17 protein-coding genes are annotated in these 14,851 nt (G+C 35.1%); 16 read left to right on the top strand and 1 reads right to left on the bottom strand.

Annotation, left to right across the window (positions count from 1 at the left end; translation table 11 throughout):
- On the top strand, positions 1–1,238 hold a 1,238-nt coding region (locus DW269_RS05120), incomplete at its 5' end, for a PTS sugar transporter subunit IIC (protein WP_147321683.1).
- 66 nt (positions 1,239–1,304) lie between these two features.
- Positions 1,305–2,156 carry a MurR/RpiR family transcriptional regulator gene (locus DW269_RS05115; protein WP_117458816.1) on the top strand — a complete coding sequence of 284 codons (852 nt, stop codon included), beginning with the start codon at positions 1,305–1,307 and terminating at the stop codon, positions 2,154–2,156.
- A gap of 43 nt (positions 2,157–2,199) precedes the next feature.
- On the opposite strand, the gene DW269_RS05110 is transcribed toward DW269_RS05115, so the two are convergent.
- The gene (locus tag DW269_RS05110; RefSeq protein WP_117458815.1) at positions 2,200–3,429 is read right to left on the bottom strand and encodes a pyridoxal phosphate-dependent aminotransferase; all 1,230 of its coding nucleotides are present in this window, start codon (positions 3,427–3,429) and stop codon (positions 2,200–2,202) included.
- Positions 3,430–3,606: 177 nt separating this feature from the next.
- Here DW269_RS05110 and moaA point away from each other — a divergent pair, with 177 nt between their 5' ends.
- From moaA to yqeC, 14 genes are all read left to right on the top strand, one after another.
- On the top strand, positions 3,607–4,551 hold the full coding sequence (moaA, locus tag DW269_RS05105) for a GTP 3',8-cyclase MoaA (protein ID WP_117458814.1): 945 nt from the start codon (positions 3,607–3,609) through the stop codon (positions 4,549–4,551).
- A 1-nt stretch (position 4,552) separates the two neighbouring features.
- Positions 4,553–5,032 (top strand): cyclic pyranopterin monophosphate synthase MoaC, encoded by a 480-nt coding sequence (moaC, locus tag DW269_RS05100; protein WP_117458813.1) that lies wholly within the window; start codon positions 4,553–4,555, stop codon positions 5,030–5,032.
- A complete protein-coding gene (locus DW269_RS05095; protein WP_117458812.1) occupies positions 5,017–5,958 on the top strand; it encodes an MOSC domain-containing protein in 942 nt (313 codons plus the stop codon). The genes moaC and DW269_RS05095 overlap by 16 nt, the downstream gene beginning before the upstream one ends.
- Entirely contained in the window at positions 5,939–6,628 is a 690-nt protein-coding gene (gene modB / locus DW269_RS05090) for a molybdate ABC transporter permease subunit (protein ID WP_233502428.1), read from the top strand. Before DW269_RS05095 ends, modB begins: the two co-directional genes overlap by 20 nt.
- A gap of 1 nt (position 6,629) precedes the next feature.
- Complete coding sequence (locus tag DW269_RS05085; RefSeq protein WP_117458811.1) at positions 6,630–7,289, top strand: sulfate/molybdate ABC transporter ATP-binding protein; 660 nt, start codon at positions 6,630–6,632, stop codon at positions 7,287–7,289.
- Positions 7,273–8,052 carry a molybdate ABC transporter substrate-binding protein gene (modA, locus tag DW269_RS05080; RefSeq protein WP_117458810.1) on the top strand — a complete coding sequence of 260 codons (780 nt, stop codon included), beginning with the start codon at positions 7,273–7,275 and terminating at the stop codon, positions 8,050–8,052. The genes DW269_RS05085 and modA overlap by 17 nt, the downstream gene beginning before the upstream one ends.
- 86 nt (positions 8,053–8,138) lie before the next feature.
- Complete coding sequence (locus DW269_RS05075) at positions 8,139–9,158, top strand: molybdopterin-binding protein (protein WP_117458809.1); 1,020 nt, start codon at positions 8,139–8,141, stop codon at positions 9,156–9,158.
- Position 9,159: 1 nt separating this feature from the next.
- Positions 9,160–9,513 (top strand): winged helix-turn-helix domain-containing protein, encoded by a 354-nt coding sequence (locus DW269_RS05070; RefSeq protein ID WP_117458808.1) that lies wholly within the window; start codon positions 9,160–9,162, stop codon positions 9,511–9,513.
- A complete protein-coding gene (locus DW269_RS05065) occupies positions 9,500–9,730 on the top strand; it encodes a DUF3343 domain-containing protein (RefSeq protein ID WP_117458837.1) in 231 nt (76 codons plus the stop codon). Before DW269_RS05070 ends, DW269_RS05065 begins: the two co-directional genes overlap by 14 nt.
- Positions 9,730–10,752: a selenide, water dikinase SelD gene (selD, locus tag DW269_RS05060; protein ID WP_117458807.1), complete on the top strand. Its 1,023-nt coding sequence runs from the start codon at positions 9,730–9,732 to the stop codon at positions 10,750–10,752. The genes DW269_RS05065 and selD overlap by 1 nt, the downstream gene beginning before the upstream one ends.
- Before the next feature lie 2 nt (positions 10,753–10,754).
- Entirely contained in the window at positions 10,755–11,336 is a 582-nt protein-coding gene (gene yedF / locus DW269_RS05055; protein WP_117458806.1) for a sulfurtransferase-like selenium metabolism protein YedF, read from the top strand.
- Position 11,337: 1 nt separating this feature from the next.
- Positions 11,338–12,156, top strand: a complete 819-nt coding sequence (yqeB, locus tag DW269_RS12745) for a selenium-dependent molybdenum cofactor biosynthesis protein YqeB (RefSeq protein ID WP_199409941.1) — start codon at positions 11,338–11,340, stop codon at positions 12,154–12,156.
- Entirely contained in the window at positions 12,143–13,243 is a 1,101-nt protein-coding gene (locus DW269_RS12740; protein WP_199409939.1) for an aminotransferase class V-fold PLP-dependent enzyme, read from the top strand. Before yqeB ends, DW269_RS12740 begins: the two co-directional genes overlap by 14 nt.
- Positions 13,240–14,607: a selenium cofactor biosynthesis protein YqeC gene (gene yqeC, locus DW269_RS05045; RefSeq protein ID WP_117458805.1), complete on the top strand. Its 1,368-nt coding sequence runs from the start codon at positions 13,240–13,242 to the stop codon at positions 14,605–14,607. Before DW269_RS12740 ends, yqeC begins: the two co-directional genes overlap by 4 nt.
- The last annotated feature ends 244 nt before the right edge of the window (positions 14,608–14,851 follow it).

The raw sequence follows: 14,851 nt of genomic DNA, 5'->3' as shown, positions 1-14,851 counted from the left end.
TATGGTCTCCAATCATGGCTCTTAAAGTTCTTAACCCTATCTTTGCTGCTATGCAGTATGCTACAATCTCATGTATTACTATCGGTATTACTATGCTTCTTGCTTCTGAAATTGCTGAAGCAAATGGTGAAACAGGATCTTACCCAGCTGTTTTAGGATTCATCTTATGGATGATGGTTACTCCTACTTCATTTGCTGCTAAGGACTTAGGTGCTTCTTTCATCGATAAGGCTGGTAAATCTCATGGCTATACTTTAGGTGATTTCATCAATGTAACAGGTGTGGCTGCTAAAAATAAGATTTCAGCTGATAGCTTTACTTACAGTGGTATTTTAAGTAACTACACTGCTGCAACTGGTTTATTCACAGGTTTAATTGTTGCAATCGTTGGTATGGAACTTTATAACATGTTCCGTAAGAACGATTCATTAAAGATCAAGATGCCTGAACAGGTTCCACCTGGAGTTGCTCGTGCATTTGAAGTATTAATCCCAACTTGCTTAACTGCAATCGTTGTTGGTGCTGTTGGATTAGTATGTCAGTTAGCTACTGGTGCTGAATTAAACGCCTTTATCTTCAACGTTGTTCAGAAACCATTACAGAGCATTATTGGTAATAATATCTTTGCAGTTGCTATTCTTTATGTAATTATCTCATTATTCTGGTGCGTAGGTATTCATGGTAACAACATGGTTGCTGCTGTTAAGGAACCAATCTTCAGACCATTACTTTACGCTAACACAGCTGCATATACTGCAGGTGCTGCAAATAAAGATATTCCATATGCAATGAACTTAACTATGTTACAGATGTTTGGTGAATTTGGTGGTTCTGGTGTTACTATCGGTTTAGTTATCGCTATCTTCATCTTCTCTAAACGTGAAGATAACAGAACAATCGCTGGTATCTCAATCGTTCCAGGTTTATTCAACATCAACGAAACTATGACATTTGGTATCCCTCTAGTATTGAACCCAATTCTAGATATTCCATTTATCATTGCTCCAGTAGCTACACTTGTTGTAGGTTATCTATTAGTTACTAGCGGATTCTGTCCTAAGATCGTACTTGAAGTACCTTGGACAATGCCACCAGTATTCTTAGGATTCTTAGCTACAGGTGGTAGCCCAATGGGTGCAGTATCACAGTTAATCGTTATCGCATTATCTGTTGTAATCTATACACCATTCTTGATTGCTTACGAAAAGTATCAGGCTAAACAGTCTGAGGCTGAATAATCAATCATTTCTAGGTACTTTCTAGGCGGGAAAGTACCTTTTTATGCGTATAAGGGAGGAAAAGTTATGTTATTAGATGAACTTATAGAATCTGGAGGAAACCTTCAGGAAGGTATTGAATTAAATACAAAACTCAGTGATGCTGAAAAATCAATCTGTCAGTATATTATCGAACATTTAGATCAGGTGCCTTATATGTCTTCAAGAGAATTAGCGCGTTTGACTTATTCTAATCCAACATCTATATTGAGACTCTCTAGAAAGTTCGGTTATGCCAATTTTAATGACTTTAAATTTGATATTGTATTAAAACTACGTGATATGCATATGCCTAAAGTAGAACTTGACAAAAATGATAGTGGACTTGAATGCATTAATAAAACAGCGCAGCTTTATGATAATGTAATCGCACGCACAAAAAATAATATATTACTTGCACAATATGATGAAATTATTGATGTATTAAATAAATGTGAGGCAATTGATATTATTGCGACAGATATGAACGCAGATATTGCGCATTATGCGCAACATATTTTGATGCCAATTGGCAAACCAATTCATGTTTATGAAAATCAGGACTTACAGGTACATGCTAGTCTAAATGTTCCATCAACTCATGTTGTTATCTTGGTCACTAAAACTGGCTTTAAACGACATATTCTGGATAATGCACGTATATTATGCCGTAGAGGTATTACAACTATTGCTATTACACCAGATGATAAAGGACCAATCTCTAAATGTGTCACATATACAATCAAGGCAGAAAGCAATGAGACACTTATGAAATTACGAGATGTTATTTTCAGTATTTCTACCAAGTTTATCTTTGATTTATTCTTTACATCTTTATGTGCTATCAACTATGAGAATACATTGAATTCTGATGAATTTTACAATAAAACTGTTGGTTAAAACAAATAAAAAGGATTGAGCCATTTGACTCAATCCTTTTGCCTTACTGAATTGTATCTAAGATATCCTTCATTTTCTTTGCTAGACCTTTAGTCTTTTCTACTGATAATGAACAGATAGCGACACGAATACCAAGATTAACCTTTACAGTAAAGATATTGTTTGCCATTAAAGCTTCATGATATTTATCACGAGTTTCATTATCCATAGCAAGTGTAACGAAGAAACCTTCTTTATATGGATAATACTTTAATCCTACTTCATCGGCCTCAGTTGTGAAGATATCTCCTCTTTCTTTTAATAAATGCACATATTTTAATCTTTCCTGATCATATTCTTCACCATGGTTATCTAATACATCTACAAATGTTTCCATTGCCCCATTGTTGATATTTGACCAAGTTGCACGAGCATTCTTTTCAAATACGATCTTTACCTGATTCACTGATTCTTTCTTCTGACCTAAGATGATTGCTGCACCACATCTTAAACCATAGCTTGTCATCGATTTAGATAATGAGAATGAAACAATCACAATCACATTATCGCTGATCTTGTCAAACTGACTAAAATAAGTCTTAGCTTCTTTTTGACGGCTTGAGAAATCAATATAAGCAATATCATTTAATAATACAACAGCATGAGTCTTGCTGCATTCATTTAAGAAAGTAATCACTTCATCCCATTCTTCATGAGTTAAAGAATAACCAGTAGGGTTATGACATGGGTCATTGATAACAATCACTAACTTCTTCTGCTTCTTCATAGTTTCAAGACATGTTTTCTTGAAAGATGCAATATTGAAATGATCTCCTTCAAATAAAGAATACTTAGCCATTTCAAGATTATGCATCTGAGCCATTAATGCATAACTTCCCCATGCAATTTCAGGTAGGATGACAGTCTGACCTTCATCTAAACATTCCTGAATAGTCATAGATACAGCACCAGTTCCTCCTGGAGTTGCCACTACTTCATGTTCAAGATGGCTATTACCATCTAATACCCAATCATAAGCCTTCTGTCTAAATGTAGGGTTACCAGTAAAGCTTGCTGCATACTTTGCAAGAACCTTATTATCAAGATTCTTTAAAGAATTGAAGACACTGTCCAATGCGACAAGCTGACCTTCTTCATTATATAAAGAACCGATAGTTGCATCTACAACCTGATCAGCTCCATACTTTTCTTTCGCTTCCTTTGCTTTCGCAACAATAGTAAATACTGTATCTACTATTGGCTGCTGATTTACGCTATCTTTTACGAAATTCATACGTTATCCTCCGCTTGTTTAGTAATATAGATACTATTCTAATACGCTAATGCGTTTGAAACAAGTCAACAAAGCGATATTTCTCATTTGTTTCACAAAATCATTGTATTTTAATGTACATCATTGTACACTATGTATGGCGTTATTCTCAAACGAGAATAACAGAAAGGAGTTTGTATGAAGGATCGTTATAACCGTACAATTGATTATATGAGAATATCGATTACAGATAGATGTAATTATCATTGCGTATATTGTAATCCAGATAAATTCAAATTTCTTTCACATAATGATATTTTACGCTATGAAGAAATACTAGATGTATGCAAGGTGGCAGTAAAACTAGGTATAGTGAACTTCAAGGTGACTGGTGGAGAACCAACGGTAAGAAAAGGATATCTTTCTTTTTTAAGACAGCTCAAACAACTAGAGGGTGTGAGACAGGTAACTCTTACAACCAATGGCTTATTACTAGATGCACGTGCTATGGATGAATTAAAGGACATTGGGATTGATGGCATCAACTTCTCTATAGATACACTTGATTCAAAGAAATATGCTTCTATCTGTGGTAAAGATACACTTGATACAGTATTAAAAAATCTTCTTTATGGTGTTTCTATTGGACTCAATATAAAAATCAATACAGTCGTAGGACCACTTTTTACACAAAGTGATTTAGAAAGCTTGATTGATTTTTGTCAAGATTTACCAGTGAGCCTTCGCTTTATAGAACTCATGCCACTTGGTTCAAATAAGAGAGAAAATAGAATAGAAGAGGTACAGTCATATTTTGCATCACATTATAATATAGAAGAAATCACAGAAAGACTGGGCAATGGTCCTGCACATTATATAAGAATAAAGAATATGAAATGTGTCATTGGCTTTATTGAAGCCTTACATCATAAGTTCTGTTATGAATGTAATCGTGTGCGTTTGTCTAGTACAGGATCATTAAAATTATGCTTATTTCATAAGAATAGTATCGCATTAAAGCCTTATATAGGTAATGAAATCAAACTTGAAGAAGTGATGAGAGATGCCATTTATATGAAGCCAGAACAGCACCATTTCGAAGATGAACAAAGTGGTACTGTAATGAATCAAATAGGAGGGTAATATGGGATTTACACATTTTGATGAAGATGGAAACGCCATTATGGTGGATGTATCTGATAAAGAGATTACAAAAAGAACAGCTTATGCAAGAGGGACTATTCAAGTCAATCATGAGATTATTGAGCATATTAAAAATAATACAATAGAAAAAGGGGATGTTCTTGGCGTGGCAAGAATTGCAGGTATTATGGCCGCAAAAAAGACAAGTGATATGATTCCTCTTTGTCATATATTAATGATTACTAATGTCACTGTTGATTTTGAAATAAATGAAGAAATCAATCAGATTCATGCCTTTGCGACAGTGAAATGTAAAGGGAAGACAGGGGTGGAAATGGAAGCATTACACGCAGTAAGTGTTACATTATTAACTATTTATGATATGTGTAAGGCGATTAGTAAAGAAATGGAAATTAAAGATATTCATTTAATAAAGAAAACAGGTGGAAAGAGCGGTGAATTCAATTGGCAGGAAAAATAGAAGCAATTTGTATCAGTGAGAAGAAGGGGACTGAAAAGAAACCTATACAAGAAACTAAAATAATAGAAGATTTTGGCTTAGAACATGATGCCCATGCAGGTAAATGGCATAGACAGGTCAGTTTATTACCTTATGAAGAAAGAGAAGACTTTAAAAGACGTGGTGGAGATGTAGAAGATGGTGCTTTTGGTGAGAATCTTCTTATTTCTGGTATTGATTTTAATGAACTTGTCGTAGGAAGCCATGTTCATATTGGTGAAGTGGATTTAGAAATCACCCAGAGAGGTAAAAGCTGTCATGCTCATTGTCGTATTTATCACCAGGTAGGTGAATGTATTATGCCTCGACTTGGTATTTTCGCAAGAGTCATTCATGGCGGAGTGATTCATTGCGATGATGAGGTGACTTATACACCACCTACTGATTCACGTATGCGTGTCGCAATACTCGCTTTATCTGATAAAGGAAGTCAAGGATTAAGAGTGGATGAAAGTGGTCCTTCTATTAAGGAATATATGGAAAAAAGAGGTTATCATGTCACTTCTTTAGATATCCTTCCAGATAATCAGAAAATGATTGAACAGGCACTTATTAATTTAAGTGATCGATGTGAGAATGATTTAATCTTGACTACAGGTGGTACAGGCTTGTCACAAAGAGATGTGACACCTGAAGCCACTTTAAAAGTGGCCACACGACTTGTCCCAGGTATTTCTGAAGCCATTCGTTATGAATCTATGAAATATACAAATCGTGCCATGTTATCTAGAGGTGTAAGTGTTATTAGAAACAACACGCTCATTATTAATCTTCCTGGAAGTGTCAAGGCAGTGAAGGAGAGTTTAGATATTATTATAGATCCTCTTCATCATGGCTTAGAAATCTTAAAAGGAGATGCGCACGATTGTGCAAGAAGTGATGATTGATTATTCGCCTATATGGATCTCATTTAAATGCGCTGCTTTTTCTATCTTTATCACATTTTTTCTAGGACTCTTTGCAGCAAGATGGATGATGACACTTAAAAATAAAGTCATTCAACTCATCTTTGATGGGATTTTCACACTTCCACTTGTTTTACCACCAACAGTAATGGGTTTCTTCTTATTACTCATCTTTGGTGTCAATCAGCCGATTGGTTCATTTTTCTTAAATGTATTTGGTGTGCGTATCGCTTTTAGCTTTAGTGCCACAGTGATTGCGGCAGTCGTCATCTCTTTTCCCATCATGTATCGCTCGGCAAGAGGAGCTCTTGAACAGGTGAATACAGATTTAGTAGACGCTGCAAGAACACTTGGTATGAGTGAAACAAGTATCTTCTTCAAGGTACTCGTACCTAACGCTTTGCCAGGTATTATCAGTGGTGGTGTATTATCATTTGCGAGAGGTTTGGGAGAATTTGGTGCTACAGCGATGCTTGCAGGTAATATTGTTGGAAAAACACGTACACTGCCTTTAGCTGTTTATAGTGAAGTTGTCAGCAGTGATATGCATAGCGCATCTTTCTATGTTGTTGTTATTATCACTATATGCTTTACGGCTGTTATATTACTGAATATCTATCAGTTATGGGTCAAGAAAAAGAGAGGCTTTTAAGATGCATTTAGAAGTAGATATATATAAAAAACTAAGTGAATTTGACTTAGATGTTCATTTTAAGATTGATGAAATATGCTTAGGTGTGATGGGGCCAAGTGGTAGTGGTAAGAGTATGACACTTAAATGTATAGCTGGTATAGAAACACCTGATTCAGGAAGAATTGTATTAGACGGAAGAGTACTCTATGATTCAAATCAACATATTAACCTAACACCACAAGAAAGAAATATTGGCTATATGTTTCAGAATTATGCATTATTTCCAAATATGACAGTTTATGACAATATTGCCTCACCTCTTGTGGCCCGCAGACTTGATAAGACTACAATTCATGATTCAGTGATTCAGCTGATGAAGGAGTTGCATATAGAAGGATTAGAAAAGCGTTATCCAAGACAGTTATCAGGGGGACAGAAACAGCGTGTTGCCTTAGCTAGACTTCTTATTTATAACGCTGAGGCGATTCTTTTAGATGAACCATTCAGTGCTTTGGATGAAGATTTAAAAGGGGAACTCTTAAAAGAGATGAAGACAAGACTTGATGCTTACCATCGACCTGTTGTCTTTGTATCCCATAATAAGGATGAAATCGAAGCTTTGAGTCATGAAATGTATATTCTAAGAAAAGGAGAAATGATTCATGAAGAAATTAGTTAGTATCTTATGTGCTTTTGCGCTCATATTCGGTTTAGCTGGATGTGGTCAAGAAAAGAAGCCTGAAAAGAAAGTTACTATTACTATTGCGGCTGCAGCCAGTCTGGAAAAGACTTTTGAAGAAACACTTATTCCTCGTTTTGAAAAGAAATATCCAAATGTGAACGTAAAGGGTGTTTATGACAGCAGTGGTAAATTACAGATTCAGATTGAACAGGGATTAGATGCTGATGTATTCTTTAGTGCAGCCACTAAACAGATGGATAGCTTAGTAGATGAAAAACTTGTTGATTCTAAGAGTGTTGTAAATTTATTAGAAAATAAGCTTGTCTTAATTAAGGAAAAAGATACTAAGACTACTGTAAAAGGTATTTCAAACATCACTGATGCGAAGATGATTGCGGTAGGTGATCCTGAAGTAGTACCTGCTGGTCAGTATGCGAAAATCGCACTTACTAACGCCAATTCTTGGGATGCAATTCAGAATAAGATTTCATTAGGTGGTAATGTCACTGAAGTATTAAGCTGGGTAGAAAGCGGAAGTGCTGAAGTAGGTTTAGTTTATTCTACAGATGCAGCCAGCAGTTCTAAAGTCACAGTACTTGAAAAGGTCAACAACAACTTATTAGCTATACCAGTTATTTATCCAGTAGGACGTGTAACTAAAACTAAACATCAAGAAGAGGCCAATAACTTAATTAAGTTTTTAGAAACTAAGGAATCTAAAGAAACATTCAAGAAGAGTGGTTTTACTATTTGTAAGTAGACTAGAGGAGGGGATTCCCTCCTTTTTTGTAAGTATTGACACAACGTATAATAAGAAATAAACTTTAACTATTAGGAGGACAAATCATGAAACAAATCAAGACAGAAGATGCAGTAGGGGCAGTATTATGTCATGATATTACTGAAATTGTGAGAGGCGTAAGAAAAGGTGCACGCTTTAGAAAAGGTCATATCGTAAAAGAAGAAGATATTCCTGTATTGTTATCTTTAGGGAAAGAAAACCTCTATGTATGGGAAAATGATGAGACAATGATGCATGAAAATGAAGCAGCAGAAGTATTATGTAAGTTGTGTCAAAATGATCATATGTCTACAACTGAAATTAAAGAAGGTAAAATAGAATTAATTAGCACCATTGATGGCTTATTTAAAGTGAATAGAGAAAAGTTATTAGAAGTGAATCGTATGGGTGAAATGATGATTGCGACAAGAAATGGAAATACAGTTGTTCATTCAGGTGATCATCTAGCAGGTATGCGTATTATTCCATTAGTTATTAAAAAGGAAAAGATGGAAGAAGCATCAAAAATAACTGATACACCAATACTTGAAGTAAAGCCTTTTGTATTTAAGAAAGCAGCCATTATTACTACAGGAAGTGAAGTCTATAAGGGACGTATTAAAGATACATTTACTCCTGTTATTATTGATAAATTAAAGGAATATGATGTAGAAGTTGTATTCCATAAACTATGTCCAGATAATCCAAATATGGTCACAGGTGCTATAAAAGAAGCACTTGACATGCATGTAGATATGGTGATCTGTACTGGTGGTATGAGCGTTGATCCGGATGATAAGACGCCACTTGCAATCAAGAATACAGGGGCCAATATTATTAGTTATGGTTCACCTGTTTTACCAGGTGCGATGTTCTTATTGTCATATAAGGGAGATACACCAATTGTTGGTTTACCAGGATGTGTGATGTATGCAAAAAGAACAGTCTTTGATTTAGTTCTTCCTCGACTTGTAGCCAATGATCCAATCACTGCTGATGAACTTGCAATGCTTGGTGAAGGTGGTTTGTGTTTAAACTGTCCACAATGTACATTCCCAAATTGTGGTTTTGGAAAGGGCTGGTAGGATGACATATCATAATCCTGAGAAATTTGATTTTAGACTCAGACTCTTTAATGAAGAACCCTGTTTTGGAAAAGGTGTCTCACAGTTATTACATTTATGTGATGAATATGGCTCTTTAAGTAAGGCATGTGAGGTTATGGGAATGTCCCATTCTAAAGCATGGAAGATATTAAAAAGAGCTGAAGAAGATCTAGATATGAAGTTATTAGAACGAGTATCTGGAGGAAGTAATGGAGGAGGAAGTGTTTTAAGCGAAGAAGGAAAGACATTATTAAAGAAATATGATGAATTTCAGAAAAGAATAAAAGACTTTGCAGATGAAACATTTCAAGAACTATTTAATGAAGAAAGATAAATATTTGATTATTGCGTTTGATTCTACAAGCCATGCACTAGACTTAGAGGATAAGGCAAAAAATAAAATGCAGGGAAGGCTGATTCCTCTTCCAAGAGAAATAGAAGCAGGTTGTGGACTCTGTTTTGCCTCTTTAGAACTAGATCAAGAGAAATGGCTCGGATTCTTAAAAGATGAACATGTACAATATGCTTATATGAAAGAGGTGATTTTCTAATGAGTGAGAAGATTTACTGTCAGGGTGGAGGATGCAGCGCAAAACTTGGCGCAAAGAAGCTCTCTCGTATCCTTGAAAAGATTGATAAGTATGAAGACCCAGACTTGTTAGTAGGCTTTGATAGTCATGATGATGCATCTGTATTAAAGATTACGGAAGATAAAGGAATTGTCTCTACATTGGATTTCTTTCCTCCAATGGTAGAAGATCCTTATCTTTATGGTCAGATTGCAGCTACCAATGCATTAAGTGATGTTTATGCTATGGGAGGTATTCCTAGAACGGCTTTAAATATTGTTTGTTTCCCAGATGAAGAAGATTTAAATATATTGGGAAGAATTATTGAAGGTGGGAATAATAAGTTAAAAGAAGCCCATGTAACACTATCTGGTGGACATTCCATCAGAGATACATCTATTAAGTATGGCTTAAGCGTGACTGGTATTGTGGATGTTGATTCTATTAAGACAAATAATAATGCCCAGACGGGAGATGTACTTATTCTTACTAAGAAATTAGGTGTAGGTATGACACTCAATGCGATGCGTATGAAAGACGCGGCGCCAGAAGTATTAGATGATGTCTTTAAGAGTATGACAACACTTAATAAGTATGCTGCAGAACTACTTAAACCATATGATGTTCATGCACTGACCGATGTCACAGGTTTTGGTTTAATGGTTCATTTAAATGAGATGTTAGATCATAAAAAGAGTGCAATACTTTATGGAAACGATATTCCTTATTTTAGAGATTGTCCTTACTATGTAGATGAATTCTATTTAAGTGGGGCTGCTCAGACAAATAGAAATAGTGTAGAAAAAGAAGTTGTTTTTGAGAAGGAAAACTTCTTCTTAGAAGAAATTATGTATGATCCTCAGACAAGTGGGGGATTACTTGCGAGTGTTGCGAAAAAAGACTTAGATGACATACTTGATGCATTTAAAGAAGCAGGAAGAGAATGTTATATCATTGGAGAAGTTATTGATTTAAAAGATAAAAGTATATATGTAGGAGAATAGTTATGAGAAAATTAGATGCAAGAGGATTAGAATGTCCATTACCAGTCGTTAAAACTAAGGAATTATTAAAGGAAAGTAGTGAAGCTGTAGAAGTAGTAGTAGATAATGAAACAGCTGTAGAAAACTTAAAGAAGTTTGCGAAAGTCAAAGGTTACGATGCCATAAGTAGTAAAGTCAACGAAGATTATACTGTAGTCATCAGTTCAGGTGAACAGGTTGTAGAAGAAAAGAAGGCTGATAATATCTTAAAAGGACAGATTGTTGTAATAAGCAGTGATAGTTTAGGCAGTGATAAGGAATTAGGAAAAATATTAATGAAATCTTTCATCTTTGCGCTTACTAAGCAGGATGCCTTCCCAGAAACAATTCTTTTCTATAATGAAGGTGTAAAGATCACTACACATGTTAGTGATACAGTGAATGATTTATTATTCTTAGAATCTGAAGGTGTTGAAATTGTGAACTGTGGAACATGCTTGGATTTCTTTAAGTTAAAAGATGATTTAAAAGTGGGCAGCATTACAAATATGTATGATATTGTAGAAAGAATGGAAAAGGCTGAAAAAGTCATCAAGCCTAACTAATATGGATAATCTTGTAGTAGTAAGAGGTGGCGGTGATATTGCGACTGGCACTATTCATAAGCTTGCCCGCTGTGGGTTTCATATTCTTGTATTAGAAACAGAACGTCCAAGTGCGATTAGACGCAATGTTGCATACTCTGAAGCAGTATATGACGGTCAGAAGGAAGTAGAAGGTATTGAATGTGTATTGATTCATTCACTTAATGAATTAGAATCTGTTTTTAAACACAATAAAATTGCGATGATGGTAGATCCTCAAGGGACTTTTATTGATATCTTAAAGCCAGAAATAGTGATTGATGCGATACTTGCAAAAAAGAATATGGGTACTTCAAGAAATATGGCGCCTATCACGATAGGTTTAGGTCCTGGATTTAATGCAGGAAAAGATGTGGATATCGTAATTGAAACAATGCGAGGACATCGCTTAGGCCACTTGATTGAAGAAGGACCAGCAATGAAAAATACAGGTATTCCTGGACTTATTAAAGGATACGGGAAAGAACGTGTTATTCATGCAGAAGTAGAAGGTACAGTTCATCAGATAAAGAAGATTACGGATACAGTTGAAAAAGGAGACGTGCTTGCTTATATAGAAAACAAGGAAGGACAGCATCCTGTATATGCTTCTATGTCAGGGTTACTTAGAGGTTTGATTCGAGAAGGTTATTATGTCACAAAGGGCTTTAAGATGGCAGATATTGATCCTCGTTTAGATGAATATGAGAACTGCTTCACTATTTCAGATAAAGCAAGATGTATTGCAGGTGGTGTATTAGAAGCCATCTTCTATTTAAGAGGTCAGCATGATTTATCTTGATCAAGGGGCAACAAGTTTTCCTAAACTGCCCTCTGTTAAACAGGCAGTAATGGATGCACTTGACCACCATATGAATGCTCAAAGAAGTACAGGCGCTTTTAAGACAGATCGTCTTTTATATTCAACTCGTAAACTTGTTGCACAGTATTTTAATCTGCCTTCTTTTGACCATGTGATTTTTAATAGTGGTAATACAGAAAGTTTGAATACATGTCTAAAAGGAATCTTATCAAAAGATGATCATGTCATTACGACTTATGCAGAACATAATTCTGTCTTAAGACCACTTCGTCAAATAGGAGTTGATTTAACTGTTACAGCACCTTATAAGGAAGATATTCTTGAAGAAATAAGAGAAGACACAAAGATGATTGTAATGACGCATAGTTCTAATGTGACAGGAGAACTCTATGATATAGATGCCATTGGTCAAATAGCCTATGAAAATCATATCTTATTTGTGGTTGATAGTGCACAAAGTGCAGGTCATATATCTATTGACATGCAGAAATCTCATATTGATTTGCTTACTTTTAGTGGTCATAAGGGATTACTAGGAATGAGTGGGGTAGGAGGAATCTGTGTCAATACTGATACATTGATTCAGCCACTTAAGACAGGCGGGACAGGCATTGATTCCTTTAATAAAAAACAGCCTGATAGTTATCCAGAACACTTAGAAGCAGGTACTTTGAATATACCTGGCATTGCCTCTTTAAATGCAGGTATGACTTATTTATTAGAACATCAAAAAGAAATAGAAGAAAAAGAAAAACAGCTTTTTGATACTTTATATAAAGGTATGAAACGTATTAACGGAATCACATTCTATTGTGATTATGATACCTGTAGCCATACACCTATCATTGCCTTTAATCTTGAAGATTATGATTCATCTAAGATCAGTGATGTTTTAAGTTATAAATATGATATCATTACACGCTGTGGTGCCCATTGTGCACCACTGATGCATACACATCTTAATACAGTAGAAAGAGGTATTGTACGCTTCAGCTTATCATTTATGAATAGTATGGAAGAAGTCAATACTGTTATTGATGTCTTAAAGGAGATGAGTGAGGAATGATCATTAGTATTATTGGGTCAGGTGGAAAAACAACACGTATGAAGGAACTACTTTTTAAGTATAAGGAAGAAGGGAAAACAGTTCTTATGACGACTTCTACACATATGCGTATAGAAGAAGATACTTTAGTTGATCCTACTTATGAAGAAATTCATGAAGAAATAAAAAACAAAGGCTATGCCTTTGCAGGAAACCGTTTTGATGAAAAGAAAATCAAGGCACTTGATCATGATTTACTCAATCAGCTAAAAAAAGAAGTGGATGTTGTATTGATTGAAGCGGATGGCTCTAGAGGTATGCCTCTAAAGGTGCCTGCAGACTATGAACCTGTCATAGACGAGGATACAGATCAAATCATTTTGATTACATCTATGAAAGGCTTAGGAAAACGTGTGAAAGATGTGGTTCATCGTTATGAATTATTACATCTTGATCCAGAGAAAATAGTAGATGGTGCACTTATACAGCAGCTCGTGAGATATTATTTAAAAAGATATCCTGATGCAGTGATAGAAGTAAAACAGCCGGAAGGGCTTTACCAAAGAGCGTTAGCTTCTTTAATAGAACACAACGTAGATGTGACATGTATACAAAAAGAGTGGTTCATGCCCCAGCCAAAATTAGTATTACTAGGTGCAGGACATGTCTCACAATATGTAGAAAAAACAGCACATCTATTAGATTTCTATACAACAGTCATTGACAATCGTGAGGAATTTGCAAATAAAAATATCTTTACAGAAGCCCAGGAAGTGCATTGTGTTAATTATGAGGAAGCAGAACAGTATTTTCCAAAAGAAGAGAATACATGTTATGTTATTGTGACAAGAGGACATAAGGACGATAAGCTCTGTCTTAAAAAGGTACTTAATCAAAAAGCTCTTTATGTTGGAATGATTGGAAGCAAAGGCAAAGTGAAAAAGACTATGGATGCTTTAATGGAAGAAGGTTATGACGAATCTTTATTAAAACAAGTTCATGCACCTATTGGTCTTGCAATCAATTCACAAACACCTGCAGAAATTGCGATAAGTATTATGGCTGAAATTATACAGATTAAAAATACGCATCAATACTCTACAATGACAAGTGATCTCTATCATACCAAAGAGAAAGGCACTCTTTGTATCATTACATCTAAAGAAGGATCTGCACCTCGAGGAATAGGTAGTATGATGCTTGTTACAGATGAAAAAATCATTAAAACAATTGGTGGTGGACGTGTCGAATACCAGGCAATACTTGATGCAAGAAATGAAGAAGGCATTCGTTTTCATCACTATGAATTAAGCAATAAAGAAGGCGCAAAGCTTGGTATGATCTGTGGTGGTCGTAACGATGTGTTATTTATTCCATTAAAGTAGAAAGCGCACAGGGTTGATCAGTTTGTATCACAATACTATTTGATAAAATATCATCATAAAGTAATATACGATTGTTAGAAAACATATAACGTTGAACACGTGACTTATCAAAATCTACAATCAGTTGATCAATAAAAGAAGGATGAAGTTTATTTTCTATAGAATGACATATTTTTAGAAAAATAGAACCTTTAATTTTTAAGGGGGGTCAATAGAAAACTCGCTTTAAATATTTGGGGGTTTG

The sequence above is a fragment of the Catenibacterium sp. AM22-6LB genome, assembly GCF_003435615.1.
GTDB lineage: Bacteria > Bacillota_I > Bacilli_A > Erysipelotrichales > Coprobacillaceae > Catenibacterium > Catenibacterium mitsuoka_A.
Note: the sequence above shows the minus strand (reverse complement) of the source record. Positions and strands in the feature narration are given on the sequence as shown.

What these genes read in the sequence shown, in the direction of transcription:
- DW269_RS05115 (WP_117458816.1), top strand. Translation starts at nt 1,305, where the DNA reads ATGTTATTAGATGAACTTATAGAATCTGGAGGAAACCTTCAGGAAGGT.
- DW269_RS05110 (WP_117458815.1), bottom strand. Translation starts at nt 3,429, where the DNA reads ATGAATTTCGTAAAAGATAGCGTAAATCAGCAGCCAATAGTAGATACA.
- moaA (WP_117458814.1), top strand. Translation starts at nt 3,607, where the DNA reads ATGAAGGATCGTTATAACCGTACAATTGATTATATGAGAATATCGATT.
- moaC (WP_117458813.1), top strand. Translation starts at nt 4,553, where the DNA reads ATGGGATTTACACATTTTGATGAAGATGGAAACGCCATTATGGTGGAT.
- DW269_RS05085 (WP_117458811.1), top strand. Translation starts at nt 6,630, where the DNA reads ATGCATTTAGAAGTAGATATATATAAAAAACTAAGTGAATTTGACTTA.
- modA (WP_117458810.1), top strand. Translation starts at nt 7,273, where the DNA reads ATGAAGAAATTAGTTAGTATCTTATGTGCTTTTGCGCTCATATTCGGT.
- DW269_RS05075 (WP_117458809.1), top strand. Translation starts at nt 8,139, where the DNA reads ATGAAACAAATCAAGACAGAAGATGCAGTAGGGGCAGTATTATGTCAT.
- DW269_RS05070 (WP_117458808.1), top strand. Translation starts at nt 9,160, where the DNA reads ATGACATATCATAATCCTGAGAAATTTGATTTTAGACTCAGACTCTTT.
- DW269_RS05065 (WP_117458837.1), top strand. Translation starts at nt 9,500, where the DNA reads ATGAAGAAAGATAAATATTTGATTATTGCGTTTGATTCTACAAGCCAT.
- selD (WP_117458807.1), top strand. Translation starts at nt 9,730, where the DNA reads ATGAGTGAGAAGATTTACTGTCAGGGTGGAGGATGCAGCGCAAAACTT.
- yedF (WP_117458806.1), top strand. Translation starts at nt 10,755, where the DNA reads ATGAGAAAATTAGATGCAAGAGGATTAGAATGTCCATTACCAGTCGTT.
- yqeB (WP_199409941.1), top strand. Translation starts at nt 11,338, where the DNA reads ATGGATAATCTTGTAGTAGTAAGAGGTGGCGGTGATATTGCGACTGGC.
- DW269_RS12740 (WP_199409939.1), top strand. Translation starts at nt 12,143, where the DNA reads ATGATTTATCTTGATCAAGGGGCAACAAGTTTTCCTAAACTGCCCTCT.
- yqeC (WP_117458805.1), top strand. Translation starts at nt 13,240, where the DNA reads ATGATCATTAGTATTATTGGGTCAGGTGGAAAAACAACACGTATGAAG.